This is a genomic window from Bacillus sp. C-3-6 (genome assembly GCF_054509685.1).
Window position 1 is genome coordinate 4,416,886 of the sequence record NZ_CM137247.1, and the last position, 24,444, is coordinate 4,441,329.

At 35.7% G+C, this 24,444-nt stretch carries 30 protein-coding genes and 1 pseudogene; 10 read left to right on the forward strand and 21 right to left on the reverse strand.

What is annotated here, in order from left to right:
• Positions 1-51: 51 nt before the first annotated feature.
• The 5 genes from ACW0JX_RS22690 to acsA form a co-directional block, all read right to left on the reverse strand.
• Positions 52-297, reverse strand: coding sequence for a hypothetical protein (locus ACW0JX_RS22690; protein WP_001293780.1), 246 nt, complete (start codon positions 295-297; stop codon positions 52-54).
• Positions 278-823 (reverse strand): RNA polymerase sigma factor, encoded by a 546-nt coding sequence (locus ACW0JX_RS22695; RefSeq protein WP_459245079.1) that lies wholly within the window; start codon positions 821-823, stop codon positions 278-280. Before ACW0JX_RS22695 ends, ACW0JX_RS22690 begins: the two co-directional genes overlap by 20 nt.
• Entirely contained in the window at positions 804-1,259 is a 456-nt protein-coding gene (locus ACW0JX_RS22700) for a hypothetical protein (protein ID WP_459245080.1), read from the reverse strand. The genes ACW0JX_RS22695 and ACW0JX_RS22700 overlap by 20 nt, the downstream gene beginning before the upstream one ends.
• A 66-nt stretch (positions 1,260-1,325) precedes the next feature.
• A complete protein-coding gene (locus tag ACW0JX_RS22705; protein ID WP_459245081.1) occupies positions 1,326-1,886 on the reverse strand; it encodes a maltose acetyltransferase domain-containing protein in 561 nt (186 codons plus the stop codon).
• 81 nt (positions 1,887-1,967) lie between these two features.
• A complete protein-coding gene (gene acsA / locus ACW0JX_RS22710; protein WP_000862047.1) occupies positions 1,968-3,686 on the reverse strand; it encodes an acetate--CoA ligase in 1,719 nt (572 codons plus the stop codon).
• A gap of 176 nt (positions 3,687-3,862) precedes the next feature.
• Between acsA and acuA the strand changes: the two genes are divergently transcribed.
• The 4 genes from acuA (at position 3,863) to ACW0JX_RS22730 (ending at position 7,390) form a co-directional block, all read left to right on the forward strand.
• Positions 3,863-4,495 carry an acetoin utilization protein acetyltransferase AcuA gene (gene acuA / locus ACW0JX_RS22715; protein WP_000581393.1) on the forward strand — a complete coding sequence of 211 codons (633 nt, stop codon included), beginning with the start codon at positions 3,863-3,865 and terminating at the stop codon, positions 4,493-4,495.
• A 17-nt stretch (positions 4,496-4,512) separates the two neighbouring features.
• Positions 4,513-5,157: an acetoin utilization AcuB family protein gene (locus ACW0JX_RS22720; RefSeq protein ID WP_000634583.1), complete on the forward strand. Its 645-nt coding sequence runs from the start codon at positions 4,513-4,515 to the stop codon at positions 5,155-5,157.
• Entirely contained in the window at positions 5,154-6,320 is a 1,167-nt protein-coding gene (gene acuC / locus ACW0JX_RS22725; protein WP_082187973.1) for an acetoin utilization protein AcuC, read from the forward strand. The genes ACW0JX_RS22720 and acuC overlap by 4 nt, the downstream gene beginning before the upstream one ends.
• Positions 6,321-6,502: 182 nt before the next feature.
• Positions 6,503-7,390: an alpha/beta fold hydrolase gene (locus ACW0JX_RS22730; protein WP_459245082.1), complete on the forward strand. Its 888-nt coding sequence runs from the start codon at positions 6,503-6,505 to the stop codon at positions 7,388-7,390.
• A 38-nt stretch (positions 7,391-7,428) separates the two neighbouring features.
• Here the strand turns inward: ACW0JX_RS22730 and ACW0JX_RS22735 are convergent, their stop codons facing one another.
• From ACW0JX_RS22735 to ACW0JX_RS22745, 3 genes are all read right to left on the reverse strand, one after another.
• On the reverse strand, positions 7,429-7,719 hold the full coding sequence (locus ACW0JX_RS22735; protein ID WP_459245083.1) for a hypothetical protein: 291 nt from the start codon (positions 7,717-7,719) through the stop codon (positions 7,429-7,431).
• A gap of 121 nt (positions 7,720-7,840) precedes the next feature.
• Positions 7,841-8,530 (reverse strand): response regulator transcription factor, encoded by a 690-nt coding sequence (locus ACW0JX_RS22740; RefSeq protein ID WP_003271808.1) that lies wholly within the window; start codon positions 8,528-8,530, stop codon positions 7,841-7,843.
• A 1-nt stretch (position 8,531) separates the two neighbouring features.
• Positions 8,532-9,986 (reverse strand): HAMP domain-containing sensor histidine kinase, encoded by a 1,455-nt coding sequence (locus ACW0JX_RS22745; RefSeq protein WP_459245084.1) that lies wholly within the window; start codon positions 9,984-9,986, stop codon positions 8,532-8,534.
• Positions 9,987-10,135: 149 nt separating this feature from the next.
• Between ACW0JX_RS22745 and ACW0JX_RS22750 the strand changes: the two genes are divergently transcribed.
• From ACW0JX_RS22750 to mscL, 3 genes are all read left to right on the forward strand, one after another.
• Positions 10,136-10,816 carry an ankyrin repeat domain-containing protein gene (locus tag ACW0JX_RS22750; RefSeq protein WP_340782506.1) on the forward strand — a complete coding sequence of 227 codons (681 nt, stop codon included), beginning with the start codon at positions 10,136-10,138 and terminating at the stop codon, positions 10,814-10,816.
• Between the two features lie 79 nt (positions 10,817-10,895).
• Positions 10,896-11,822 carry a Gfo/Idh/MocA family protein gene (locus tag ACW0JX_RS22755; protein ID WP_340782503.1) on the forward strand — a complete coding sequence of 309 codons (927 nt, stop codon included), beginning with the start codon at positions 10,896-10,898 and terminating at the stop codon, positions 11,820-11,822.
• Positions 11,823-11,950: 128 nt separating this feature from the next.
• Entirely contained in the window at positions 11,951-12,349 is a 399-nt protein-coding gene (gene mscL / locus ACW0JX_RS22760; RefSeq protein ID WP_000267003.1) for a large-conductance mechanosensitive channel protein MscL, read from the forward strand.
• 48 nt (positions 12,350-12,397) lie between these two features.
• Here the strand turns inward: mscL and ACW0JX_RS22765 are convergent, their stop codons facing one another.
• A complete protein-coding gene (locus ACW0JX_RS22765; RefSeq protein ID WP_000636589.1) occupies positions 12,398-12,670 on the reverse strand; it encodes a DUF3917 domain-containing protein in 273 nt (90 codons plus the stop codon).
• A 453-nt stretch (positions 12,671-13,123) separates the two neighbouring features.
• Here ACW0JX_RS22765 and ACW0JX_RS22770 point away from each other — a divergent pair, with 453 nt between their 5' ends.
• Positions 13,124-13,360, forward strand: coding sequence for a DUF3949 domain-containing protein (locus ACW0JX_RS22770; RefSeq protein ID WP_000637898.1), 237 nt, complete (start codon positions 13,124-13,126; stop codon positions 13,358-13,360).
• Position 13,361: 1 nt separating this feature from the next.
• Complete coding sequence (locus ACW0JX_RS22775) at positions 13,362-13,724, forward strand: DUF4288 domain-containing protein (RefSeq protein ID WP_340784963.1); 363 nt, start codon at positions 13,362-13,364, stop codon at positions 13,722-13,724.
• A gap of 34 nt (positions 13,725-13,758) precedes the next feature.
• On the opposite strand, the gene ccpA is transcribed toward ACW0JX_RS22775, so the two are convergent.
• The 5 genes and pseudogenes from ccpA to ACW0JX_RS22800 all read right to left on the reverse strand — a co-directional run bounded on the left by ccpA (position 13,759) and on the right by ACW0JX_RS22800 (position 18,381).
• Positions 13,759-14,757, reverse strand: a complete 999-nt coding sequence (ccpA, locus tag ACW0JX_RS22780; protein ID WP_001103303.1) for a catabolite control protein A — start codon at positions 14,755-14,757, stop codon at positions 13,759-13,761.
• 526 nt (positions 14,758-15,283) lie between these two features.
• Positions 15,284-16,237, reverse strand: a pseudogene (locus ACW0JX_RS22785) (bifunctional 3-deoxy-7-phosphoheptulonate synthase/chorismate mutase).
• Between the two features lie 165 nt (positions 16,238-16,402).
• Entirely contained in the window at positions 16,403-17,425 is a 1,023-nt protein-coding gene (locus tag ACW0JX_RS22790; RefSeq protein WP_000738029.1) for a CamS family sex pheromone protein, read from the reverse strand.
• Between the two features lie 117 nt (positions 17,426-17,542).
• Positions 17,543-17,869: a bacillithiol system redox-active protein YtxJ gene (ytxJ, locus tag ACW0JX_RS22795; RefSeq protein WP_001057469.1), complete on the reverse strand. Its 327-nt coding sequence runs from the start codon at positions 17,867-17,869 to the stop codon at positions 17,543-17,545.
• A complete protein-coding gene (locus ACW0JX_RS22800; RefSeq protein ID WP_001197721.1) occupies positions 17,869-18,381 on the reverse strand; it encodes a DUF948 domain-containing protein in 513 nt (170 codons plus the stop codon). Before ACW0JX_RS22800 ends, ytxJ begins: the two co-directional genes overlap by 1 nt.
• 187 nt (positions 18,382-18,568) lie before the next feature.
• On the opposite strand from ACW0JX_RS22800, the gene ACW0JX_RS22805 reads away from it, so the two are divergent.
• Positions 18,569-19,684, forward strand: coding sequence for an aminopeptidase (locus ACW0JX_RS22805; RefSeq protein ID WP_088023141.1), 1,116 nt, complete (start codon positions 18,569-18,571; stop codon positions 19,682-19,684).
• Positions 19,685-19,732: 48 nt separating this feature from the next.
• Here the strand turns inward: ACW0JX_RS22805 and ACW0JX_RS22810 are convergent, their stop codons facing one another.
• From ACW0JX_RS22810 to murC, 7 genes are all read right to left on the reverse strand, one after another.
• Positions 19,733-19,915, reverse strand: a complete 183-nt coding sequence (locus ACW0JX_RS22810; protein WP_023523191.1) for a hypothetical protein — start codon at positions 19,913-19,915, stop codon at positions 19,733-19,735.
• Positions 19,912-20,316, reverse strand: coding sequence for a PH domain-containing protein (locus ACW0JX_RS22815; protein WP_089171846.1), 405 nt, complete (start codon positions 20,314-20,316; stop codon positions 19,912-19,914). Before ACW0JX_RS22815 ends, ACW0JX_RS22810 begins: the two co-directional genes overlap by 4 nt.
• Positions 20,317-20,392: 76 nt before the next feature.
• A complete protein-coding gene (locus ACW0JX_RS22820) occupies positions 20,393-20,884 on the reverse strand; it encodes a GNAT family N-acetyltransferase (RefSeq protein WP_071731401.1) in 492 nt (163 codons plus the stop codon).
• On the reverse strand, positions 20,881-21,429 hold the full coding sequence (locus ACW0JX_RS22825) for a GNAT family N-acetyltransferase (RefSeq protein ID WP_053563537.1): 549 nt from the start codon (positions 21,427-21,429) through the stop codon (positions 20,881-20,883). The genes ACW0JX_RS22820 and ACW0JX_RS22825 overlap by 4 nt, the downstream gene beginning before the upstream one ends.
• Before the next feature lie 56 nt (positions 21,430-21,485).
• On the reverse strand, positions 21,486-22,391 hold the full coding sequence (locus ACW0JX_RS22830; protein WP_071731400.1) for a DMT family transporter: 906 nt from the start codon (positions 22,389-22,391) through the stop codon (positions 21,486-21,488).
• Positions 22,381-22,794 carry a MerR family transcriptional regulator gene (locus ACW0JX_RS22835; protein ID WP_000276605.1) on the reverse strand — a complete coding sequence of 138 codons (414 nt, stop codon included), beginning with the start codon at positions 22,792-22,794 and terminating at the stop codon, positions 22,381-22,383. Before ACW0JX_RS22835 ends, ACW0JX_RS22830 begins: the two co-directional genes overlap by 11 nt.
• A gap of 121 nt (positions 22,795-22,915) precedes the next feature.
• Positions 22,916-24,226 carry a UDP-N-acetylmuramate--L-alanine ligase gene (gene murC / locus ACW0JX_RS22840; protein WP_000219469.1) on the reverse strand — a complete coding sequence of 437 codons (1,311 nt, stop codon included), beginning with the start codon at positions 24,224-24,226 and terminating at the stop codon, positions 22,916-22,918.
• Between the last annotated feature and the right edge of the window lie 218 nt (positions 24,227-24,444).

A 24,444-nucleotide genomic window follows, 5' to 3' on the forward strand; every position in this document is an offset into this window, starting at 1 on the left:
AATGTAAAAAGCACATAGCTTTCACTATGCACTTCATTTCTCCTACCCTATTTAAAATCCTATAATTAATATCATAATTATAGAAATAACCGGAAGCCCAACTAACAACGATACATGAAACACAACCGATAAATCATTTCCAATGGTCGCCTCCACAGGATCTTTCGCCGGGGAACCAAGAAACCCGATTAATCGATCGAATCGACTTACCGTTTTTGGAAAGTCTGGTATTTCTACATGATCACTATCTAAATGTTGCTTTAACTTATATTCACTCTTAAAGGGATTTTCGCTCAATTTCATCCACCTCCAGCAATTGTTTCAATTTCTTTATCCCGTTATGGAGTCTCGACTTCACTGTTCCAATCGGAATGTTTAATATTTCTGCAATTTCTTTTTGCTGCATATTATGATAATAAGAAAGGATTAGGACCGCTCTTTGCTCTTCTGGAACTTTCAAAATTGCTTCTCTTACTGTGAGCCGATCTTCGTGAGAAAATTCTTTTTCCGGAATCGGCACTAAAAATGGCAAAAGCGTACGCCACTTTTTTCTCCTATTTAATTTATTAATCATAAGACGATAACCGATTTGAAATAAATACGTTTTTATTTTGCCCTTTTCAGGTTCATACATATGTTTCTTACGCTCTAGCGTCAAAAACGTATCTTGCACAAGATCGATACTTAATTGTTCATCTCGGTTAAATCGATATAAAAATGTGTATAGCGTTGGTTTGATTAAAATATATAGTCTTTCTCCCGCTTGTTTATCTCCACTTTGATACGCAAGCATGAGCTCTTCCTCAATCCCAATCTGCGCCATGATTTTTGATCTCCTTTATTCCTTTTAACGTTAACGAAATACGGGAAATTAAATAGCAACTAGCAACAATAATCCATACTTGCGATTGATTCGTAAAAAATTGAACACACGGGTTTTGAATTGTCTGCCCGGTTGAAACTAAAATATTTAATACTTGCACACATATACATGCATACACTGCCAGACAAGCTGAAATCGTATCAAATACATTCCAGCGAAAGTACACTTTTGTTTTTGTAAAATCAATTTTATATCCTTTTTTCCGTACTATATGTTTTCTATCAAACGGAATAATGATTGAAAACATAACAATCATCATAACGCCAGCTGTAATCATTGAAACTTTAAATCCGATTGGCATCGGTAATAGCAAACCACAAGAAAATACGACTATAATTCCAAGTAAAGCAAAAGCAAGAAGTAATTTATTAGACATAAAAAAGCCTCCCTCATCTATTCTTTCACAAATGTATACAGACGAGGAAGACACTTCGTTCAAATATTATTTTAATTTTTTTATAATCTTTGCGGGATTCCCGCCAACTACTACATTATTAGGTACATTTCTCGTTACGACAGCACCAGATGCGATCACCGCATTGTCTCCAATTGTTACACCTGGATTAATAATTGCTCTTCCGCCAATCCATACGTTATCGCCAATTGTAACTGGTTTTCCGTATTCTGATCCGCTTATGCGCTCTACTGGATCAAGCGGGTGTGTTGCTGTATAAATGTGAACACCTGGAGCTAACATACAGTTCACTCCGATTGTTACCGGGCATACGTCTAAAATCGTACAGTCAAAGTTCGCGTAAAAATTTTCGCCAACGTGAATGTTATAACCGTAATCACATCTAAAAGAAGATTCAAGATGAATATTATCTCCTGTCGTTCCAAATAATTCTTTTACGATTTCGCTACGCTCTTTTAATTGCTCTTCTGGCGTATCATTTAATTTTCTCGTTAATATACGTGCTTGCTCTCTTTCTTGTACTAAAACTGGATCAGCCGGTATGTACATTTCTCCTAGTATCATCTTTTCTTTTTCTGTTTTCATCATACTCCCCCTTTTAACTTATATACATAAGTTAATAATAACATAAAAAAAGGCCTGAACATTTTTCGTTCAGACCTTCCTCTCTTAATCTTCCATCGTTGATAAGTCACCTGTTGGTAAATTCAGCTCCCACGCTTTTAATACGCGGCGCATAATTTTACCACTTCTCGTTTTCGGTAATTTATCTCTAAATTCAATTTGCCTTGGCGCTGCATGAGCTGCTAGGCCTTTCTTTACAAATTGACGAATTTCTTCTTTTAATTCATCAGATGGTTCGTATCCTGCTCGAAGTGCGATAAATGCTTTAATAATTTCGCCGCGCACCGGATCAGGAATACCAATTACACCTGCTTCTGCAACAGCAGCATGCTCGATTAATTTACTTTCTACTTCAAACGGACCAACGCGCTCACCTGACGTCATAATTACATCGTCAATACGTCCTTGGAACCAGAAGTATCCATCTTCATCCATATAGGCAGAGTCACCTGATACGTACCAATCTCCCGGCATGAAATAAGATTCATACTTTTGCTGGTTATTCCAGATTGCACGCATCATAGATGGCCAACCTTTCGCAATTGCTAAGTTACCCATTGTGTATGGAGGAACTTCATTTCCTTCATTATCAACAATCGCTGCTTTCACACCTGGAATTGGTTTACCCATTGAGCCTGGGCGAATTTCCATACAAGGGTAGTTACAAATAACTTGTCCACCTGTTTCTGTCATCCACCACGTATCATGAATACGAAGTCCAAATGCATTCATACCCCAGCGAATTACTTCTGGATTTAACGGCTCACCAACGCTTAATACGTGGCGCACTTGTGATAAGTCATATTTTTTAATTGCGTCTTGTCCAGCTCCCATTAACATACGGAACGCTGTTGGTGCACTGTACCAAACCGTCACACCGTAATCTTGCAGTGCTTCATACCAAGCTTCTGGACTAAAGCGTCCACCTAAAATAACATTTGACGCTCCAACTAACCACGGTGCGAAAATACCGTAAGCTGTTCCCGTTACCCAGCCCGGGTCAGCAGTACACCAATATACATCGTCTTCTTTTAAATCTAATACCCACTTCGCCGTTTGATAGTGCTGAACCATTGCGTTTTGCGCATGAAGCACACCTTTTGGCTTACCAGTAGAACCAGACGTGTAATGTAGAATCAAACCGTCTTCACGGCCTAACCATTCAATATGTAATTCTTTTGAAGCTTGTTCAAATAAAGGATTGAACGCTACCGTTTTACCGCCTTCTTCTACATTATCCCCAACAAGGAAAACTGTTTTTAAAGCAGGTAAATCATTTAATGGTACACGCTCTAATAACTCAGGCGTTGTAATTAACACCTTCGCTTCACTATCTTCTAAACGATCGCGAACCGCACCTTCCATAAATGCTTCAAATAACGGTCCAACAATTGCTCCTAATTTCACTGCACCTAAAAGTGCGAAATATAACTCTGGAGAACGTGGCATAAAAATAAAAACGCGATCGCCTTTTTCTACATCGCCATAATTTTTCAGGACATTCCCTGCTTTATTAGAAAAATCCTTCATTTCCTTAAATGTATATTTCTCTTTTCGCGATCCATCTTGATAATAAAGAGCTACTTTATTCTTTCGATCGGATTTCGCATGCTTATCAATTGCCTCATACGCCATATTTACTCGGCCTGTTTCATTCCAAGTAAAGTTTTTATTAACCTCTTCCCAGTTAAAATTCGCGTATGCCTCATCATAATTCGGCAAATTATTTTCTCCTTTAATGACAGGAAGCGTTTCTACTTTCATACTTTACATCCCCCTCCTATGTATTCTATTATCTATTATAATGATATTATTTAAAATTTTCAGTATATTTGTTGATTTTTAGACAAATTTTTAATGACAAAATTCGATTCACATCGCATATATTATAAAGTACGATATTAATAGATTCACAAACCCTCAAGGTGGTGAGCAATACATTGATTCATAAAAAAATATACAATGCTAGAAACTTAAAAACAGCGAAAGGCACTTTAATTATTGAAGGTCCTGTCTCTACACATAATCTTGAAATGTATGAATTTCATCCAGATTTAGTTGCATTTCGTCCTGCTGAACAGCAATATAAAGCAATTGTCGAAATTTCTAAATTACCAGAAGCTCGACTCATTATTGCTAGACATGACCAAATGATTGTTGGATATGTTACATATTTATATCCTGATCCACTTGAACGATGGTCAGAAGGAAAAATGGAAAACTTAATTGAGCTTGGGGCAATCGAAGTAGTCCCAGCCTTCCGCGGGAGTTCTGTCGGAAAGAACTTACTAGAGGTTTCTATGATGGACGATTATATGGAAGATTACATTATATTGACGACTGAATATTATTGGCACTGGGATTTGAAACAAACAGGATTGAATGTGTGGGAATACCGAAAAGTAATGGAAAAGATGATGAATGCCGGCGGGTTACAATGGATGGCTACAGACGATCCTGAAATTTGTTCACATCCTGCCAACTGTTTAATGGTCCGCATCGGTAAACGCGTTGATACGGATTCTATTCAAGCTTTTGATCGTCTACGTTTTCACAATCGTTTTATGTATTAATAAAGGGGGCAACTGGAATGATTGTAGAAGAAATTATGAATCAAAATGTAGTTACACTACATCCAAACGATACAATCGAAACAGCAATCCGAACGATTCGCACGAAAGGAATTCGGCACATTCCAATTGTCGATCAAAATAATCACGTCGTAGGCATTATTTCTGATCGGGATGTAAGAGATGCAAGTCCGTCTATTCTAGATGAACAAGTTTCACTCGATATGCTACAGCAACCGCTTGAACTTATTATGAAACATCCTGTAATGACTTGCCATCCTCTCGATTTCGTTGAGGAAATTGCTACTTTATTTTTTGAAAATAAAATTGGCTGCCTTCCTGTTACAAAGGCTGGTAAGTTAGTTGGTATCATCTCAGAATCTACAGTACTGCACACGTTAGTGAAATTAACAGGGGCACATCAACCGAGTTCACAAATTGAAATTCAAGTAAAAAACGAGCCTGGTATTCTTGGAAAAGTCGTTGCTATTTTTAGTGATTTACAAATAAATATCGTGAGCGTTCTCGTCTATCCAGCAAAAGATGAGAATGATAAAGTACTTGTTTTCCGCATTCAAACGATGAATCCTCTCAAAGTGATTGATGCACTTGAAGCAGAAGGCTATCGCGTATTATGGCCGAACATCATGGGGATGCAAGCATGAGTAGCGCGTTTATTTATTCGGATGACTTTCGGGGCTATTCATTTAGCCCTGATCATCCTTTTAACCAACTGCGCGTCACACTTACGTATGATTTATTACAAAAGGGCGGTTTCATCTCTTCTTCCCAAATCATCTCACCACGGATGGCTACAGATGAAGAAATTGCCTACGTTCATACAGAGGAGTACATAAATGCGGTAAAACGTGCTGGAGAAGGAAAGTTAGAAAAATCAATTGCGATGACATATGGACTTGGAACAGAAGATACACCGATGTTCCCAAATATGCACGAAGCAAGCGCATTGCTCGTTGGTGGTACATTAACAGCTGTCGATGCTGTTCTTTCTGGGAAAGTAAAGCACGCTCTCAATTTAGGTGGCGGCTTACATCACGGCTTTCGCGGCAAAGCATCTGGCTTTTGTATTTATAACGACAGTTCTATCGCAATGAAATATATTCAAAAGAAATACGGTTTACGCGTCTTATATATTGATACAGATGCTCATCACGGCGATGGCGTTCAGTGGTCATTTTATGATGACCCTAACGTATGCACCATTTCACTGCATGAAACTGGTCGCTATTTATTCCCTGGAACTGGCGCTGTAAACGAACGTGGACAAGGTAATGGTTATAGTTATTCTTTTAACGTTCCACTCGATGCTTTTACAGAAGATGAATCGTTCTTAGAATCATATCGAACTGTTGTAAAAGAAGTTGCGGCGTACTTTAAACCGGATATTATTTTAACGCAAAATGGTGCTGACGCACATTATTATGACCCACTTACACATCTTTGTGCAACAATGAATATTTACCGCGAAATACCGAAGCTCGCTCGTGAAATTGCTAATGAATATTGCGACGGTCGCTGGATCGCTGTCGGTGGTGGCGGCTATGACCATTGGCGCGTCGTACCAAGAGCATGGGCGCTCATTTGGCTCGAAATGAACAACATCCAAAACATCTCAGGTTATCTCCCTCCAGAATGGATTGAAGCTTGGAAAGGACAAGCAGAAACAGAACTTCCCCTCACATGGGAAGATCCAGACAACATGTATAAACCTATCCCCCGTAAACCAGAAATTGAAGAAAAAAATGCATTAACTGTAGCAAAATCCCTTGAAATTATTCGGAATAATATGACAAAATCTTTATACTAAACGAAAAGGAGGCTCGTTTTTGAATAGCCTCCTTTTATTTATTGTCGGTTTCTGTCGGTAAGTCGATATATTTTAATAATCGCTGATATATTTCGAAATGCGCCGATATATTTTGATAATCGCTGATATATTTCGAGATGCGCCGATATATCTTCATTTCATAACAGCCTGGCCCAACTTTTATGAGAAAAGGTCGTGATATTATGTGGAAACGACAAATGATCCACACGAAACGTGGCACATTTGAACTCTTTACAAAAGGAGATGGCGAATCGCTTTGTATTACACATCACTATTCACAATTTAATGAAACTGGTGATTACTTTGCGGATGTTTTTACTGCTACGCATCGTGTATTTCTCATTAATTTACGAGATACTGGTAGCTCTGTAACCGCCCAGTCAGAAAACGAATTAAGCATGATTGAAACAATCCACGACTTGGAAGCCATACGAGAAGCATTACAACTTCCAACATGGCATTTCGCTGGCCATTCAACAGGTGGTATGCTTGGACTTTTATATACGATTACATATCCAAATTCCTTACAATCATTAGCCGTAGTAGGAGCTGCAGCAAGTAACTATACCGAAACACCATTTTGCATTTATCATCCCGAACATTCACAATTTCATTATATGCAAGAGCTCATCGAAAACTTAAAAAGCCCTCATCTTACAAGTGAAGGACGGAAAAAACTATCTACTAAGAGAACAAAATTATCATTGTATAAACCAGAAAACTACAACTCTTATTTTTGTAAACCAATCAAAAAAACAATGTCCGTTAGCCGGATGAATGCTTTCGTCAATGAATATCCGTTATTTGATTTAAGGGAGTATTTACCTTCCATCCAAACAAAGACACTTATTATATGCGGAAGATATGATGTACAGTGCCCAATTCAGTATTCTATCAAGATGCATGATGGGATACGTAATTCTATCTTCATTCCATTTGAAAACAGCAACCATTATCCTTTTTTAGAAGAGGCTACTCAGTTTACTTCTACTACTCAAACATTTTATAAATCGTTAGTACCGTTATTATTAAGAAAACCTAAACACTGACAAAAAGCTCACAGCCTCTATAAGACTATGAGCTTTTTTCAAAAGAAATATTTCACACTAAAAACAACTAAAAAAATACAAGAAATAACAACTAAACCCACATCAAGTAATACCGACTTTTTATCTCTATCTTTTAAACTTTCCTTAGAGCTAGAAATGCTTTTAATTACCCAAAAGATCGCAAAAAAGAACCAACCAAAATGATCATTCGTAGAATCTTCATCATAAAACATTTGTATTGCACCAATAATCAATAAGATAAGTACGATATTAGTTCCAATCTTTAAAGCCTTGTTTGATTTATTATCTTTTAATATATCCCCCAACATATAGCACGCTCCCCATGCTCTCCTCTGTTTTGTTTCTCTTTACATTTTAACATAAATTACCTATCCCTTCCTTTTCATTCGAATAACATACAAAAAACCTGCCAATTACTCGGCAGGTTCCCTACACATTAAAACGATAACCAGCTCCCCATACTGTTTCAATATATTGCGGGTGGGCAGGATCTCTTTCAATTTTTTCACGTAGCTTTCTAATGTGGACGACAACAGTGGCTAAATCACCAGCGGAATCTAATCCCCAAATGCGTTCAAATAACTGTTCTTTATTTAATACTTGGTTTGGATGTGTTACAAAGAATGTTAATAAATCAAATTCCTTCGTTGTAAATGCCACTTCTTCATTGTTTATAAAAACTTTCCTCGCTCGTTGATCGATAGAAATTCCGTGAATATATAACGTATCACGTTGCTTACTTACATTTCCTGATAATCTTTCATAACGGGCAATATGTGCTTTTACTCTTGCAACTAATTCGCTTGGACTAAACGGTTTCGTTATATAATCATCCGCTCCTAATCCGAGCCCGCGAATTTTATCTATATCTTCTTTTTTTGCTGAAACAAGTAGAATCGGAATATCTTTTACAGCACGTATTTGTTTACAAATTTCGAATCCGTTCATTTTCGGGAGCATAATATCTAAAATAATTAAATCATATTCTTCTTGCAGGGCTATTTGTAAACCTGTTTCTCCTGAATGCTCTACATCAACTTGGAAATCATTAATTTCTAAATAATCTCGCTGTAATTCTGCAATACTTACTTCATCTTCTATTAGTAAAATTCTTTTCAATTTACTCACCACATTCCTCTACTTTTTCCAATGAGAAGAAAATGCTTGCGCCTTTACCAAGCTCGCTTTCCGCCCAAATTTCCCCGCCATGTTCTTCAACAATTTGCTTCGCTATTGCTAAACCAAGTCCACTTCCACCTGTGCTAGAATTTCGCGATTGTTCTGCACGATAAAAACGTTCAAAGATATACGGTAGCGTATCAGATTCTATACCTGATCCATTGTCCATCACTTTCACAATAACTTTATTGTTATCACTCGATACTGTTACAGTAATTTTCTTCTCTTCTTTATCCATGTACTTCACACTATTATGAATTAAATTTGATATAACTCTATTTATCTTTTCGCAATCAGCCGTTACATATAATGGCGATGAATGTAATTGTAAGTTAACTTCTATACCTTCTTCACTTAAATCCATCTGCATCTCTTCTATTAATTCTTGCATAAACGTATTTAATTCAACTGTCTCAAATTGGAATGGAACTCGATTCAAATCGAGCTTTGAAAACAAAAAGAGTTCATCAATGAGTGTGTCCATATGTTTTGCCTTCGTGTGAATTGTCGTTAAATACTTATCCATTTTTTCTGGCGTATTTGCTACCCCGTCCTTTATTCCCTCTACATATCCGATAATAGATGTAATCGGTGTTTTTAAATCATGCGATATGTTTGAAATAAGTTCTTTTCGATTTTCTTCATACTGCGTTTGTACTTCAATCGATTCTTTTAACTTCTTCCTCATTTCCTCAAATCCTTGATTTAATTGACCTATTTCATCGTGCGATGTAACTGGCATTTGAAAATCTAAATTTCCTTCTTTAATTTTCTCTGTTGCGCCTTTCAATACAAAAATTGGTTTTATTACACTTCTTGAAACGAGATAACTTAATAACCCAATAAGTAAAATAGCTAATAGTAAAAGCGATACGAATAAGATTGGAAATAATTTTTGTGTAAGATCTACAAATGAACTTTGCTTTTTTAGTACAAATATACTCCCTTCTTCTTTCTCTGCAAAATAAAAATCAAATTTTACATATCGATAAAATGTATCACCTAGTTCCGTTGTACCACGACTATTAATATTTGCTGCTTCAAATTTCGGAAGGGCTTCTGTTAAAGTCGAACTTTCAAAACCCTTTGTAGCATAAGAAATGTTTTCTCCCTTTCTTACAATTATTTTCACGCCTTCTTTTTCAATTGATGAAACGAACGATTCATCTAATAATTGAGATTGATGTTGCTTTGCCGCTAATTTTAATTCAAGATAGGCATTCTCTTCTTCTGATGTAAGCGGCTTTTGAATGTAAGAACTTTTATAGAAATTTTTCACTGCTTCCAAGTCACCTGTTATCGAAAAAACAATTAAAAATCCCGCGACTAATATGAGCGTAATAGAAACGAGAATTACAGCAATATAAGAAAATAAAAACCTTGTTTTAATAGACATCATTTACATCCTCACTTTACCCATCCTTCATATTCATAAGCATAAAAATATATGTTCAAATACTCAAGCGATTTTATAGTAATTTTAGCGTCAGTTTATAAAAATTTAATGTTCCTATTTTACAGTTGAAATTAGGAGGTTGAAATTCCATGTTCAAAAAAACATTCAGTATGATATGTTGCGTAATTTTTTTACAAGGATGCTCGCAAGAACAAGAAGTAAAAAAGGAGATGACAAACATGGAGACTGCACTACTAGCAGCTACTGAAAAAAATGAAACGAATACTGTTATATCTTTACTAAAACAAGGCGCAAATATAAATGCGACGGATAATCAAGGACGCACTCCACTTATGATTGCTACATACAAAAATGATGTAAAAACCGCAAAAGCGCTTATCGAATCTGGTGCTGACGTAAACATCCAAGATGACATGAAAAACAATCCCTTTCTATACGCCGGTGCGGAAGGTTACTTAGACATTTTAAAGCTAACAATTGATGCTGGTGCAGATCCTATGATTACAAATCGTTACGGCGGAACAGCTCTTATCCCAGCCTCAGAACATGGCTATATTGACGTTATAAAAGAACTCCTCACTCGAACAACTATTGATGTAAATCATGTAAATAACCTCGGATGGACAGCTTTAATGGAAGCCATCGTACTAAGTAACGGAAACGAAACACAGCAACAAGTCATTCGCCTTCTTATTGAGCACGGTGCAGATGTAAATATTCCAGACCATGATGGTGTTACCCCGTTAGAGCATGCTCGCGCTCATAACTTTGAAGAGATAGAGAAGATTTTGTTAGAAGGACGTAAGTAAAAAGCTAATTTTTGCCTTCCTCCCCCACCCTATGCTACATTTAAGCCGTTACATTAATATTAATAGGGTGGGAATAAAAATGAACAAACCTAAAATTGGGATGATTGGACTTGGAAGTATTGCGCAAAAGGCCTATCTTCCAACACTTACAAAAGAAACAGATTGGAATTTTGTAGGGGCGTTTACACCTAACGCAGAAAAAAGAAAACAAGTTTGCCAGCAATACCGGATTCAAGACTTTCATTCTATTGAAATGTTAGCTTCGGAATGCGATGCAATCTTCGTGCATAGTTCAACTGCATCACATTATGAAATCGTTTCTGAACTTCTGAAAAAAGGGATCGACGTTTATGTTGATAAGCCGCTAGCAGCTACAGTGGAACAAGCTGAGCAACTAGTCGAGTTGAGCGAGAAATATAACCGAAAATTAATGGTCGGATTTAATCGCAGATTCGTTCCTATGTATGTCGCTGCCAAAGAACAGGCTAATGATATTTCATGGATTCGAATTGAAAAGCATCGCACAAATAAAGTCGGGCCATATACGTACGATTTCACTATGTTAGATGATTATTTACACATTGTAGATACAGCTCGCTGGTTAGCTAATAATGACCTTAACGTCGTTCACAATATGATGCAAATCAATGAAAAGAATGAACTTCTTTACGGACATCATACATATACAACTCCAAGTGGACTGTTACTTTCTACTGCAATGCATCGCCATGCCGGTACAAATTTAGAACAAATTGAACTTGTAACGCCAGGGAAAATCATTCGCGTAAAAAATATGAATACATTTGAAATTGAACAGGAAAACTCAATTTCACAAAGTGGTTCCCCATCATGGGATACGACGTTAAAACAACGTGGTTTTGAAGATGCTGTTCATCATTTTATTGAGTGTGTACAAGGCGATACAAAGCCTGTTGTAGATGGATTAGAAGGATTAAAAACGCAGCAAATGCTACAATCTTTACTAGATGATGTAAACAAAAATTAAAACGGATACATTTTTCAGAATTTACTTTCATTCCCATTTCCTCTTTATTTCTCTCGTAAATTTCTATAGAATATGTTGATAGGAATTATAAATTTCATAATGAATCGTGGAAAGGATGGGATTAACACATGTGGAACGAGTTTAAAAAATTCGCATTCAAAGGTAATGTAATCGATTTAGCTGTCGGGGTTGTAATCGGTGCTGCATTCGGTAAAATCGTTAGTTCTTTAGTAAAAGATATCATCACACCATTACTTGGTATGGTATTAGGTGGCGTTGACTTTACAGATTTAAAAATTACATTCGGTAAATCATCTATTATGTATGGTAACTTCATCCAAACTATTTTTGATTTCTTAATTATTGCAGCTGCTATCTTTATGTTTGTTAAAGTTTTCAACAAACTAACATCTAAAAGAGAAGAAGAAAAAGAGGAAGAACTTCCAGAACCAACAAAAGAAGAAGAACTTCTTGGCGAAATTCGCGACTTACTAAAACAGCAAAACTCTTCTAAAGATAGAGCATAATTGAACGGATAAAAAGGCATGTCCCTCGGGACATGCCTTTTCTATATGCTATAACGTTTCCGAATTCATATGAATAAATAAAATAATACCAGCAACCATAAGTACCATAATGCTACCTGCAAATAGTGTAATACCAATAAACATTAAACTTGTGCTCATATCTACTGATACACTTTCAATAAAAATAGAAATTACATACGTGATAAGGGCAATTCCTGCAAGAATACTTCCTGGAACAAATCGCTTTAAACCATTTTGTTTTAACGTCATATATGCAAAAATAGCAGTCATACAAAGCGTAATTATCCAAAGAACGATCATCTCTTCTCCCCCCTCACAAGCCTTTTCTTTCTATTATACATGACATTGCCCTATAATAGGTAAATTTGCACTTATGTGACATATAACAAGGAATCATACAATTTATAGAGAAATCTTCTAAATAAGCTATAAACTATGGAGAATTTCAATTGGAAGATGATATTGTAGGATATTTTAAACAAGTAGAGCGATTCGATTAAATTACAATTGACTTAGACAAAGATGAAACCATTATTACTGGCCATGTGAAACAATATGATCCTTCTAGATTAGAACAGTTAATACAAAGTTTTAAAACGCACTGCCCAAACATGCCTTGAACATAATTTACGAAGCGCTGAAGAACTTTTTGCATTTTGGAAAAGAAATTGACCACTAGGAAAATATGGATATTCTTCATATAAATTGATATAATTACCATATACAAATATTCTTTGTAAGGGAGTGTTCATAATGATTTGGATTTCACTAATCGTATTAGCTTATTTCATCATTCTCGTCCCAATACAGTACAACTACATTAAAATGCTCAAAGAAAAACAGAAAAAAATGAATGTCTCACAAAACGAACTATATGACAACATGTCTTATGAAGAATCCCAAGTACATTACCATTATCAAAGTAACTTATTTACAATACCTGCTTCACTTGTCGCAAGTATTATTTATAAAGTGAAACATGCAGCATAATGTGTACGCTGTAAAATTATTGTTTGAGTCTGTTCATGCTGGTGAGCCTGATCCTACGAAAATTGATGAGCATTATGAAGAGAATCACGATACACTTTTTGAAGAAAGTATTATTCTTGTTAAAGCAAACAGTTTAGAAGAAGCTCATGAACTAGGTGAAAAGATAGCTATACAATCGGAGCACACATACGATAATATGTATGATGAGCAAATCACATGGACGTTCCGAAAAGTGTTGCATGTGTTTGAATTAGACGATACCCCATTTGAAACTGGAAAAGAATTGTACGCAAGATTTTTACACGTTAAGAAAAATAACACGGCAGATACAGTAGTACAAAAATACTATCCTGAATACAAATAAAAGCTCACAGCAAATGCTGTGAGCTTTTTTATACTTACTTCGTTGAATCTCTAAATTGGATACGGTGAGGTAAGATAACAGTGTGATCTTCCACTTTTTCTTTGTTCATATACTTTGTTAATAGACGCATTGCTACTGCACCGATATCATACATCGGTTGTACAACTGTTGAAAGTTGCGGACGAACCATTAATGCAAGGCGTGTATTATCGAAACCAAGTACTTCTACGTCAGTTGGTACGTTTAATCCAGCGTCTTGTGCTGCGTGGATTACACCTAGTGCCATTTCATCAGACGATACGAAGATTGCTGTTGGCTTTTCATCATTGCTCCAAAGCTTTTCGAATGCTTCGATACCTGAGTCATATGTGTAATCTCCATCGATTACAAGATTTTCATCATATGAAATACCTTCTTCTTCTAAAGCTTTTTTATAACCTTGTAACTTTTTCGCGCTTCCCGCTTTATCAATGAATGGACCAGAGACGAAACCGATACGCTTATGTCCTTGCTCAATAAAGTGCTTCATTGCATCGTAAGCTGCTTGTGTATAATCAATATTTACTGATGGCGTTTCATTTTGCTCATCGAATGACGCTGCTAATACAATTGGTACTGGAGATTTTTTAAATTCTTCAATGTGAATGTCTGTAATATCTTCACCCATGAAAACAATTCCGTCCACTTGCTTTCCAAGCATCGTATTTAATAAATGGAACTCTTTCTCTTTGTTTTGGTCAGAGTTACTTAAAATGATGTTATATTTGTACATTGTTGCGATATCTTCAATTCCACGTGCAAGTTCTGCATAAAACGTATTTGAGATATCAGGAATAATAACACCTACTGTAGTTGTCTTCTTACTTGCTAGTCCACGTGCTACCGCATTTGGGCGGTACCCTAAACGATCAATTGCTTCTAATACTTTCTTTCTTGTTGTAGGCTTTACATTTGGGTTACCGTTCACAACGCGTGATACGGTAGCCATTGAAACGTTCGCTTCGCGCGCTACATCATAGATTGTTACGTTCATCTCATCGCACACTCCTTCTATTTTTGTTATCTATTTTTATGTATCGGTTACTTGAATGAAAAAAAGACATCAACTCTATTTGCAGATGCCACCAATCGTCCCGAGTTCTTCCTTTTACTAATGATACGATAAAAACGCAGGCTCATACAATATTTTCCCGCAAAAGTTTCGAAAAAATTCGCTTCTTTTCTCGTATTTTCGTATTTTTTATGAAAAAAGAGCATTTTTTGTAAAAAAATAGATGTTTCCTAAGTAGAAATCTTATTTTAAGCAGTACGATAGTAAATGAAATTTATATCGACGATTTTTCGAATATATGAACCGTAACTCGAAATATATCAGCGATTTTCCAAATATATCTACCACAACTCTAATTATATCAGCGATTTTTTAAATATATCTACCACAACTCTAATTATATCAGCGATTTTTTAAATATATCAACTTACCGACAAAAATCGACAATGACAGTCTCTATACAGATGCCCCAAAACGCCTTATTGGAACAGCTCATTAAAATTTTTTATCATTTACTTCCAAATGATTTTAATTCATTCATAAAATCATTGAACTGCGGAATATTCATTTGCTGCGCCTCATCTGATAAAGCTACAGCGGGATTTGGATGTACTTCAGCCATAATTGCGTCTGCACCAATTGCCATCGCTGCTTTTGCAGTTGATAAGAGAAGGTCACGTCGCCCTGTAGAATGCGTTACATCGACAACAACAGGTAAATGTGTTTCTTTCTTTAAAATCGGTACAGCGGAAATATCAAGCGTCTTACGCGTCACTCTTTCATACGTGCGAATACCTCGTTCACATAAAATAATGTTCCCATTTCCCTTTGCCATCATATATTCTGCCGCATTAATGAATTCTTCAATCGTTGCTGATAGACCACGTTTTAATAATACTGGTTTATTTACAGCACGAGCTGCCCTTAGCAAATCAAAGTTTTGCATATTGTGAGTGCCAATTTGAATAACATCAACGTAATCTAATGACATCTCAATATCATTTGGATTTAAAATTTCACTAATAACAGCCAAATCATATTTATCTGCTACTTGGCGTAAAATTTGTAATCCTGCTAATCCAAGACCTTGAAAATCATACGGTGAAGTATGTGGCTTGAAAGCACCACCACGCATTAATTTCAACAATCGTATCTTCTATTTTTTCTTACAAGACACAAGTAGTGCTTTACGATGATCCTCTTCTTGTAACTCTAAACCAACTTGAAAAATTTGTTTGAAAATATGTTGTAAAGTCGAAGTTTCAAATGGACCATTATTATTCTCTACAATTAAATCCAGCATATTTCTTTCACGTACAGGATCAAAACGTTTCACACCTTATACTTCTTTTAAAGTACCAACTTCTTGTACGAGACGACCTCTTTCGTTTAATAACTCTAATATTTGTAAATTAAGTTGATCAATTTCAGAACTTAAACGACCTAATTGTTGTGATGCCATAAAAAAGCCACATCTTTCAAATTCCTATATATTACTTTTTTAAGATAACTTATTATAGTTGATACATATACGATTGTCACACGATATACAGCAATGAATTATCATCAAAAAACATTGTATATTTTCATTTAAAATAAAAAAAAGACAGTTTACATACTGTCTTTTTTACAAGAAGGAAACAAACGGTTTATCACTGTTTTTCTCTTTTATAATAACGGCCTCAATTTTACTCTCGGACTTGATCTGTAATTGTACTTTCGCATCTTTAGGCAATTTGTCCAACATACCTTGCGCAGCCAATTGGGTAAGAGCCATTAATTCTGTTTTACCGTTATATTTAATAACAATATTCATATTTAATGTATCCATTTGATCTTTCTTATAAGAAACTTTTGCGTTGACTGGAATAAAATCTCCAGTAGAAAAACCTTTTATTTCCTTAGCAAAGTTAGTTATTTTTGTATTATCTTCTCCATGTGCTTGTGTAAATTCATCAGAAGGATATGAATACGACTTTTCATCAATTGTACTCCAATTTCCAAGGTTCGTATCATTCTTTTGAACAGTAGCACTAGCAATATACGTACCATTTTTTAAAGAACTTGTACTTTCTTGCTTAAAGATAGCAAACGTAATTGGAGATTTGTTATATTTATCATTTTTGTTAATAGCTTCAATAAGTTGTTTAGCAACTTCAGACCCTTTAGACATAGCTTCTTCATTCGATACACTTGAAGACATAGCTAAGCCAATCATAACACCAGATAAACTTAATTCATTTGAATTCTGTTTTCCGAAATAGTCTTGTTCTATAATATTCGTCAAAACTGGCGCTTCTACTTTCGCAACTAGTTCATCAACTAGTTTCTCTGGAATATACTGATTTAATTGCAGTACGTGGCTCTCTGTATCAAATTGCTGCGTTGCAATATTTATTAAACCATTTTCATACTCTGCTAAATCTAATTTAGAATTTGTTTTTATATTAGCTGTATTAATAACCTTTTGTTCTTTTAAAGGAATAACAGTTCTATAATAATCTTTAGAAACAGCAGTTCTCGGAATCATACTTTTTTCTTTTGTATCTTTTTGTATAACTTCATCCTTCTTACTAATCGTATTACTATTGTTACTACAAGCTCCCAGTAATAAACTTACGACTGCGAAGGATAATGCCATTTTCTTCATTACTTAAAACCTACTTTCAACAATCTAGTTATTTAGTTTGAACTATTAATAGTGTACCATTAAATATATTTCAACAAAAACAAAAAAAAGAAGCAAGCACCTTTAGCTTGCTTCTTTTTACTTTATATTCTCTTCTAAAGCATCTTTTTTAATATTCCAATGAGATGTATTCCATACTACCATCCCATCTTTTATGTATAGCACTTGCGGTGATTCATGTCTAATACTGTATTGTTCTGCAACACGATTTGACACATCTCTTGCATCTTGTACGTATAAGTAATACGCTGGCACTTCTCTTTCTTCACTGCAATACGCTTGAAATTCTGTGTATGCACCGTGACTAATCGGGCATGTCGTACTATGTTTAAAAAGAACATACGGCTCATTCTTTTCTACTAAGACTTCAAGCTCTTCAATTGTTTCAAGCTTTGTCATATTCATCACGATTCACCTCTCATACGAAATCTAGAGCGCTTCTCTTTCTTTTCAGCGTTTTTCTCAATTCTTTCTAATTTACGCTCTTCTTTTTCAACCTTCTTCTCTTGTCTCGACGCACGGTAATGATTGTATACTTCAATCGCCGCACTGCTCCACTGTACAACTTGCGCTACTTTATCAGCGTTATTTTCAATTTCGTCCGTTACAGAGTCTGATACATTACGAAGCTTCGTATTTAAAGATTGGATTGTCGTTCCAATCCCATCTACACCCGCTACCACTTTATTTAATGACTGTGACTTCTGTTGAATATCATCAGCTAACGCATTCGTTTTATGTAATAATTGCTCTGTCTCTACGCTAATTCCTTGCATTTGTTTTTCTAAACCTTCTAACGTGCTTGCAACGTTTTCTAACGTCTTCTGAACCGATAACAACGTTCTGCATACATACACTACTAATACTGCGAAAGCAACCGCGATAATAGCCGCACTTACATATAAAAGAACTTGCATTTCATCACTTCCTTTATCTTTTTCATACTTTCCCCTATTATACAATCATTTTCCGTTTCATTCTAATCCCTATCTCATCATTAGAATTTTCATACTTATTCGTTAACTGTAACATAAATCATTCAACAAATTCCACTAAGTAGGTTACAATAGGAGAGGATACATAATTAGTAGGGAGGCTTTACATATGAAAGATCCACGTATTGAAAAGTTAGCATACAATTTAATTAACTACTCTATCCGCTTACAAAAAGGTGAAAAAGTATTAATTGAAAACTTTGGCTTACAAAAAGAACTTGTAACTGCACTTGTAAAAGAAGCATATGCAGCTGGTGGTTTCCCATTCGTCTCTTTAAAAGATCATCAAGTAGATCGCTCTTTATTAATGGGTGCTACTGAAGAACATTTCGAACAAATCGCTGCATATGAAGCAAGCGTAATGAAAGACATGGACGCTTATATCGGTCTTCGCTCTGGCGATAATATTAATGAACAAGCTGACGTTCCAAGTGAGCGTATGAAAGTTCATGGCCAAACGGTTGGCAAAAAAGTTCATAGAGACATTCGCGTTCCAAAAACACGCTGGGTTGTTCTTCGCTACCCAAATGCTTCTATGGCACAGCTTGCTAAAATGAGTACAGAAGCTTTCGAAGACTTCTACTTTGAAGTATGTAACTTAGACTACGGTAAAATGGATAAGGCGATGGATAGCCTTGTTACATTAATGAATAAAACAGATAAAGTTCGTTTAACTGGTCCTGGAACTGACTTAACATTCTCTATTAAAGACATTCCAGCAATTAAATGCTCAGGTCATTTAAACATTCCAGATGGTGAAGTATACTCTGCACCAGTTCGTGACTCTGTTAACGGTACAGTTTCTTACAACACACCATCTCCTTACAACGGTTATACATTTGAAAATGTACAACTTAAGTTCGAGAACGGCCAAATCATTGAAGCAACTGCAAACGATTCAGAACGCATTAATAAAATCTTCGATACAGACGAAGGCGCACGCTACGTTGGTGAATTCGCAATCGGCGTAAACCCATACATCTTACATCCAATGGGAGACATCCTATTCGATGAAAAAATCGATGGCAGCTTCCACTTCACTCCTGGACAAGCTTACGACGATGCATGGAATGGTAACAACTCAAACATCCATTGGGACTTAGTATGCATCCAACGCCCTGAATACGGCGGCGGTGAAATTTACTTCGACGACGTACTAATCCGTAAAGACGGACGCTTCGTTGTACCTGAATTAGAAGCTTTAAACCCAGAGAACTTAAAATAATAAAAAACGCTTGGAATTATATCCGAGCGTTTTTTTATTATCCTCACCCTATATCGATCTACTGTTCTTACTTTTTGTTTGCTGAAAATGAAAATAATATAAAAGCGCCACTGCGATAGTACCTATTAATATTGGTTCATATAAAGGCAGATCCCATTTCATATATACTCTAGTGCAAATAGCAAACACAAGCAAAATTTCCAAACAAAACAAAGGTTTTACATATTTCATTTCTTACCTACCATTTCTATTTTCACATGTGGATTTTCTTTCTTGATAAGCGCCAAAAATTTATTCATATTTTGTGGCATCGCAATTATATGTACTTTATATGCATTCGTCGTAATTTCAAGCGATTTCCCAACTTGACGAATTATTCTTATCTCTTTCAATACAATATCGTCATTTAAAACACCGTACTTTAATACGCCATTTTCTACTTTATGTTTTTTAATAAATACTTCCCAAACAAGTGGTACATTTACAATGAAGCATAAACCCATCCCAATCAACGCCGATATCCAATGCGCTTTATTAGTGAAAAGCATGAAAATTGGATATATACACATAAAAGCTAACGTAAGACAAACAAAAATGACTACTGACTTACTTCTTTGAATTGGAAAGTTCATACCTACACCCCCTAATCCAAATTATACCACTATTTCCATTTTAGTTCATAGAAAAAGGCCATTTCTAAATGACCTTTTACACAATGTACCTATAAAATTTCTTATCTACCTGTAACACTGGAAAATTTTTCGGCAACTGATCTATACTCACACTTTGAAAACCATTCTTTTCATAAAAACGATGTGCCGCTAAAAATTTTACTGTTGTTCCTAAGTAAATATCTTTTAATTTTTTATCCTCAGCCCATGAAATTGCTGTTTGAAGCAACATATGTGATGCGCCCCATTCTTTTCCGCGAAACTCTTTCTTCACGAACATTTTTCTTAGCGCTACTTGATGATTCTCAATATCTAATAAAGCTACTGTTCCAACTACTTTACCATCATAAATTGCTACCCAAAAGTTTCCGTGATCCTTTTGATAGAATGTTTCTATTTCAAGTAAATCAGGTTGCTCTTCTTTCGTAATGGGAACATTATACTCTTTTTGCTGAATATGAACGATAAGATCTACTACTTCCTCTTGAAACGTACCTTCATATGGAACAATACGAATCTTCTCGTTCATCGAATCTCTTTCCATTCTGAAGCTAGTAAACTATATACAGCGATATCATGAAAATGATCATATAGCCATTCTTCATCTCGTAAAATACCATCTAACTTAAATCCTAAACGTTCTGGAATTGCGCGGCTTTTCGCATTTTCAACACCGCATCGGATTTCCATTTTATTTAATTTTAAATTCTCAAATGCATATTGAAGCACAGCCTTCACGCTACGCGTCATAACGCCTTTTCCTCCAGCATCTTCTGCAAGGTAATACCCAAGACTCGCGGCTTTCTTCCCCCAGCTCACTGGATGAATACCTACCATCCCAACGAGCTTTCCTTTGTAACGTATACCACTTTCAAAACCGTCTCCCTCTGCAAACTTCTTTAACCACATCGGGAAAATTTCATCATAAGCATCAGCAGATTTTGTCCCATCTACCCAAGGGAGCCATTTTCTTAAATGATTACGGTTTTGATCTAATAATTGATATAATTCCTCTTTATGATGTTTTTCTAATAATTGTAGTTCGATTTCGTCATCTACTCGGAGTGTGAACATATTTTTTAGTCCCCTTTTATTTTTCTTATTATTCTAACATTTTTAGGTGTAAAAAGTTAAATATTAACACTTTCTTTTGATTTTCTTTGTATAAAACCAGAAGAATACGATACTCCCGTAATAACTAATATCATTCCTACAGATTGTGCAGATGTTATATTGACTCCTCCAATAAAAGAAATAAGTATTGTAACAACAGGCACTAGATTAAAAAATAAAGATGTCCTTGCTGCACCAATTTGAGCAATTCCATTATTCCACCATAAGTAACCAAGCACACTCATTCCAATTGCCATAAAGAGAATTGCTCCCCATGCCAACAAAGGAATTTCTAAAACTGGTACTATACTTTTTTGTGTAGAAGATATGATAATAAAGGCAAGTGCACCAATAGTCATCGTATATGTCGTCGTTTGTATTGGATTACCAGTTTTAATAAACCGTCTGCCTAGCACGCCGTATAACGCCCAGCAAATATTCCCTAATAAAATATAAAAATCCCCTTTTGAAAATGATAAATGTTGTAGTATTGTAAACGAACCTTGTGTAAGTACAAAAACAACGCCAATTAGTGCAAGTAACATTCCAATAGCTTGGCGCTTCACAATTTTCTCTCGTAAAATGACACTTGCTAACAGCGTCGTAACGAGAGGATTTGTCGCCATAATAAGTGCACCATTAACAGCTTCTGTATATTTCATACCTAAAAAGAAAAAGAAGTTAAAGCCGAATACACCGACAATACCTAGCAAAAGATAATAGGTCCTATTCTGCATCCATACTTCCAAATCAAAATCTTTTCGTATTTTTAACAAACATAACATCACAAATGCAGCAATCCCAAAACGCCATGCTGCTATATGAATTGCTTCGAAATACTGCACCGCATATTTCGAAGCATTAAATGTCCCACCAGTAAATATCGCAAAACCTAATAACTGCGTATATACTTTATTTTTCATTGCCAGCCTCCAAGTCCTTTTCTTCTAGAAAACCGTAATAAATTTCTAACTTCTCCTCCGTTAGCTGAACAACTTTTTGCAATTGTTCCTGCTGTTCTTTTAATCGCTCCAAGTGCGTTGTTAAAATGGAAATTCTCTTTTTTACTTTCGCTGGTACTTCCTCTTTCTTCTGCCTAATTTCCTCTATAATGCACCCATCACTTGCAAACTCAGCCATCTCTTCTAATGACATCCCAGTTTGTTTTAATGAATATAAAAATTTTAATAAACGTACATCGCCTTCTGTATATTGACGAATACCGCTATATCGCGTTGGTGGTGGTAATAAACCTAATTTCTCATAGTAGCGCAAAGTGTGAATGCCCATCCCTGTTAATTCTGCTACTTCACCGATTTTATACATGTTCTCTCCCCCTTTTTTTTACATTTTCATCTTACAACCTAGAGTTAGCTCTAGGTCAATACATAAATAAAAGTTGAACACAACAAAAAAGACGCACAGCCACCGCTATGCGTCTTTTCTATTATTTCTCTGCAACTTGAACTTCTTTTACGTAAGCTGCTTCGAATTTTTGGATGTCACCTGCGCCCATGAAAATTAGAACGCCGTTTTTATGTTTCTTTAATACATCCGTTGTTGTATCTGTAATTAATTCTGCACCGTCAATACGCTTTTGCAGATCTTCGATTGTTAATTCACCTTTGTTTTCACGTGCTGATCCGAAAATATCACATAAGTATACTTGGTCAGCTTTGCTTAAGCTTTCTGCGAACTCATCTAAGAACTTTTCTGTACGTGAGAATGTATGTGGCTGGAATACAGCGACAACTTCACGCTCTGGATGTTTTTGACGAGCTGCTTCAATCGTTGCATTAATTTCTGTCGGATGGTGTGCGTAGTCATCGATGATTACTTGCTCTCCCATCGGCTTTTCATTAAAGCGACGTTTTACGCCTTCAAAAGTTGTTAATTGATGTTTTACTGCTTCTACATCAACGTTTTCATAATGACAAAGCGCGATTACTGCTAATGCATTTAATACGCTATGGTTGCCGTATCCTGTAATTTTGAACGTGTCATAGTACGTATTACGAACGAATACATCGAATATCGTGCCATCTGTTCTCTTTTGAATGTTACGTGCTTGGAAATCATTATCTTCTCCAAATCCATAGAAAATAACAGGTACTTTCGCTTGAATTTTTTGAAGTTCTTCATCATCTCCACATGCAATAATGCCTTTTTTCACTTGCAATGCCATCTCTTGGAATGCACTGAATACATCATTGATGTCTGCAAAATAATCTGGATGATCAAAATCAATATTCGTCATAATTGCATAGTCTGGATTGTAAGACAAGAAATGACGACGATACTCACAAGCTTCAAATACAAAATACTTACTATTTTCTACCCCATGCCCTGTTCCATCTCCAATAAGGTAAGATGTCGGGTGTGCACCTTGCATTACATGGGCTAACAAACCTGTTGTTGATGTTTTTCCGTGTGCACCAGTTACAGCAACACTTGTGTATTGGCTCATCAGGTCACCTAAGAAGTGATGGTAACGATGGACTGGGATGTTTAATTCTTTTGCTGCTACGATTTCTTCATGCGTATCAGGAAATGCATTTCCTGCAATAATCACTTGTCCTTCTTCTACATTATTCTTATCAAAAGGAAGGATCGAGATACTACGCTTTTCCAACGCTGTTTGTGTAAAGAAACGCTTTTCATAATCAGACCCTTGAACAGTATGCTTCATATCATGAAGAATTTGCGCTAATGAACTCATTCCTGTTCCTTTAATTCCTACAAAATGGTAAACTGTCATCTTAAAGAACCTCCAACATTTCGAACTAATACAACGGCCTATCTATAAGACAGTATATGAATCTTTTCTTATTTTGGTAATCATCATACATTTTTGATGTAGTGAAGTTATTCTTTCCCTTCACTTATCAGGATAAACTCGTACGTACTTCTTTATATGTCCATAACAAGTCCATTATAGCAAAAAAGAAGCCGCTATACTATGATAACAGAAAAACT

Coding starts and splice junctions, on each gene's coding strand:
- ACW0JX_RS22695 (WP_459245079.1), bottom strand. CDS start 823: ATGGCGCAGATTGGGATTGAGGAAGAGCTCATGCTTGCGTATCAAAGT.
- ACW0JX_RS22700 (WP_459245080.1), bottom strand. CDS start 1,259: ATGTCTAATAAATTACTTCTTGCTTTTGCTTTACTTGGAATTATAGTC.
- ACW0JX_RS22705 (WP_459245081.1), bottom strand. CDS start 1,886: ATGATGAAAACAGAAAAAGAAAAGATGATACTAGGAGAAATGTACATA.
- acsA (WP_000862047.1), bottom strand. CDS start 3,686: ATGAAAGTAGAAACGCTTCCTGTCATTAAAGGAGAAAATAATTTGCCG.
- ACW0JX_RS22720 (WP_000634583.1), top strand. CDS start 4,513: ATGATTGTAGAAGAAATTATGAATCAAAATGTAGTTACACTACATCCA.
- acuC (WP_082187973.1), top strand. CDS start 5,154: ATGAGTAGCGCGTTTATTTATTCGGATGACTTTCGGGGCTATTCATTT.
- ACW0JX_RS22730 (WP_459245082.1), top strand. CDS start 6,503: ATGAGAAAAGGTCGTGATATTATGTGGAAACGACAAATGATCCACACG.
- ACW0JX_RS22735 (WP_459245083.1), bottom strand. CDS start 7,719: ATGTTGGGGGATATATTAAAAGATAATAAATCAAACAAGGCTTTAAAG.
- ACW0JX_RS22745 (WP_459245084.1), bottom strand. CDS start 9,986: ATGTCTATTAAAACAAGGTTTTTATTTTCTTATATTGCTGTAATTCTC.
- ACW0JX_RS22750 (WP_340782506.1), top strand. CDS start 10,136: ATGTTCAAAAAAACATTCAGTATGATATGTTGCGTAATTTTTTTACAA.
- ACW0JX_RS22755 (WP_340782503.1), top strand. CDS start 10,896: ATGAACAAACCTAAAATTGGGATGATTGGACTTGGAAGTATTGCGCAA.
- mscL (WP_000267003.1), top strand. CDS start 11,951: ATGTGGAACGAGTTTAAAAAATTCGCATTCAAAGGTAATGTAATCGAT.
- ACW0JX_RS22765 (WP_000636589.1), bottom strand. CDS start 12,670: ATGATCGTTCTTTGGATAATTACGCTTTGTATGACTGCTATTTTTGCA.
- ACW0JX_RS22770 (WP_000637898.1), top strand. CDS start 13,124: ATGATTTGGATTTCACTAATCGTATTAGCTTATTTCATCATTCTCGTC.
- ccpA (WP_001103303.1), bottom strand. CDS start 14,757: ATGAACGTAACAATCTATGATGTAGCGCGCGAAGCGAACGTTTCAATG.
- ACW0JX_RS22790 (WP_000738029.1), bottom strand. CDS start 17,425: ATGAAGAAAATGGCATTATCCTTCGCAGTCGTAAGTTTATTACTGGGA.
- ytxJ (WP_001057469.1), bottom strand. CDS start 17,869: ATGAATATGACAAAGCTTGAAACAATTGAAGAGCTTGAAGTCTTAGTA.
- ACW0JX_RS22800 (WP_001197721.1), bottom strand. CDS start 18,381: ATGCAAGTTCTTTTATATGTAAGTGCGGCTATTATCGCGGTTGCTTTC.
- ACW0JX_RS22805 (WP_088023141.1), top strand. CDS start 18,569: ATGAAAGATCCACGTATTGAAAAGTTAGCATACAATTTAATTAACTAC.
- ACW0JX_RS22810 (WP_023523191.1), bottom strand. CDS start 19,915: ATGAAATATGTAAAACCTTTGTTTTGTTTGGAAATTTTGCTTGTGTTT.
- ACW0JX_RS22815 (WP_089171846.1), bottom strand. CDS start 20,316: ATGAACTTTCCAATTCAAAGAAGTAAGTCAGTAGTCATTTTTGTTTGT.
- ACW0JX_RS22820 (WP_071731401.1), bottom strand. CDS start 20,884: ATGAACGAGAAGATTCGTATTGTTCCATATGAAGGTACGTTTCAAGAG.
- ACW0JX_RS22825 (WP_053563537.1), bottom strand. CDS start 21,429: ATGTTCACACTCCGAGTAGATGACGAAATCGAACTACAATTATTAGAA.
- ACW0JX_RS22830 (WP_071731400.1), bottom strand. CDS start 22,391: ATGAAAAATAAAGTATATACGCAGTTATTAGGTTTTGCGATATTTACT.
- ACW0JX_RS22835 (WP_000276605.1), bottom strand. CDS start 22,794: ATGTATAAAATCGGTGAAGTAGCAGAATTAACAGGGATGGGCATTCAC.
- murC (WP_000219469.1), bottom strand. CDS start 24,226: ATGACAGTTTACCATTTTGTAGGAATTAAAGGAACAGGAATGAGTTCA.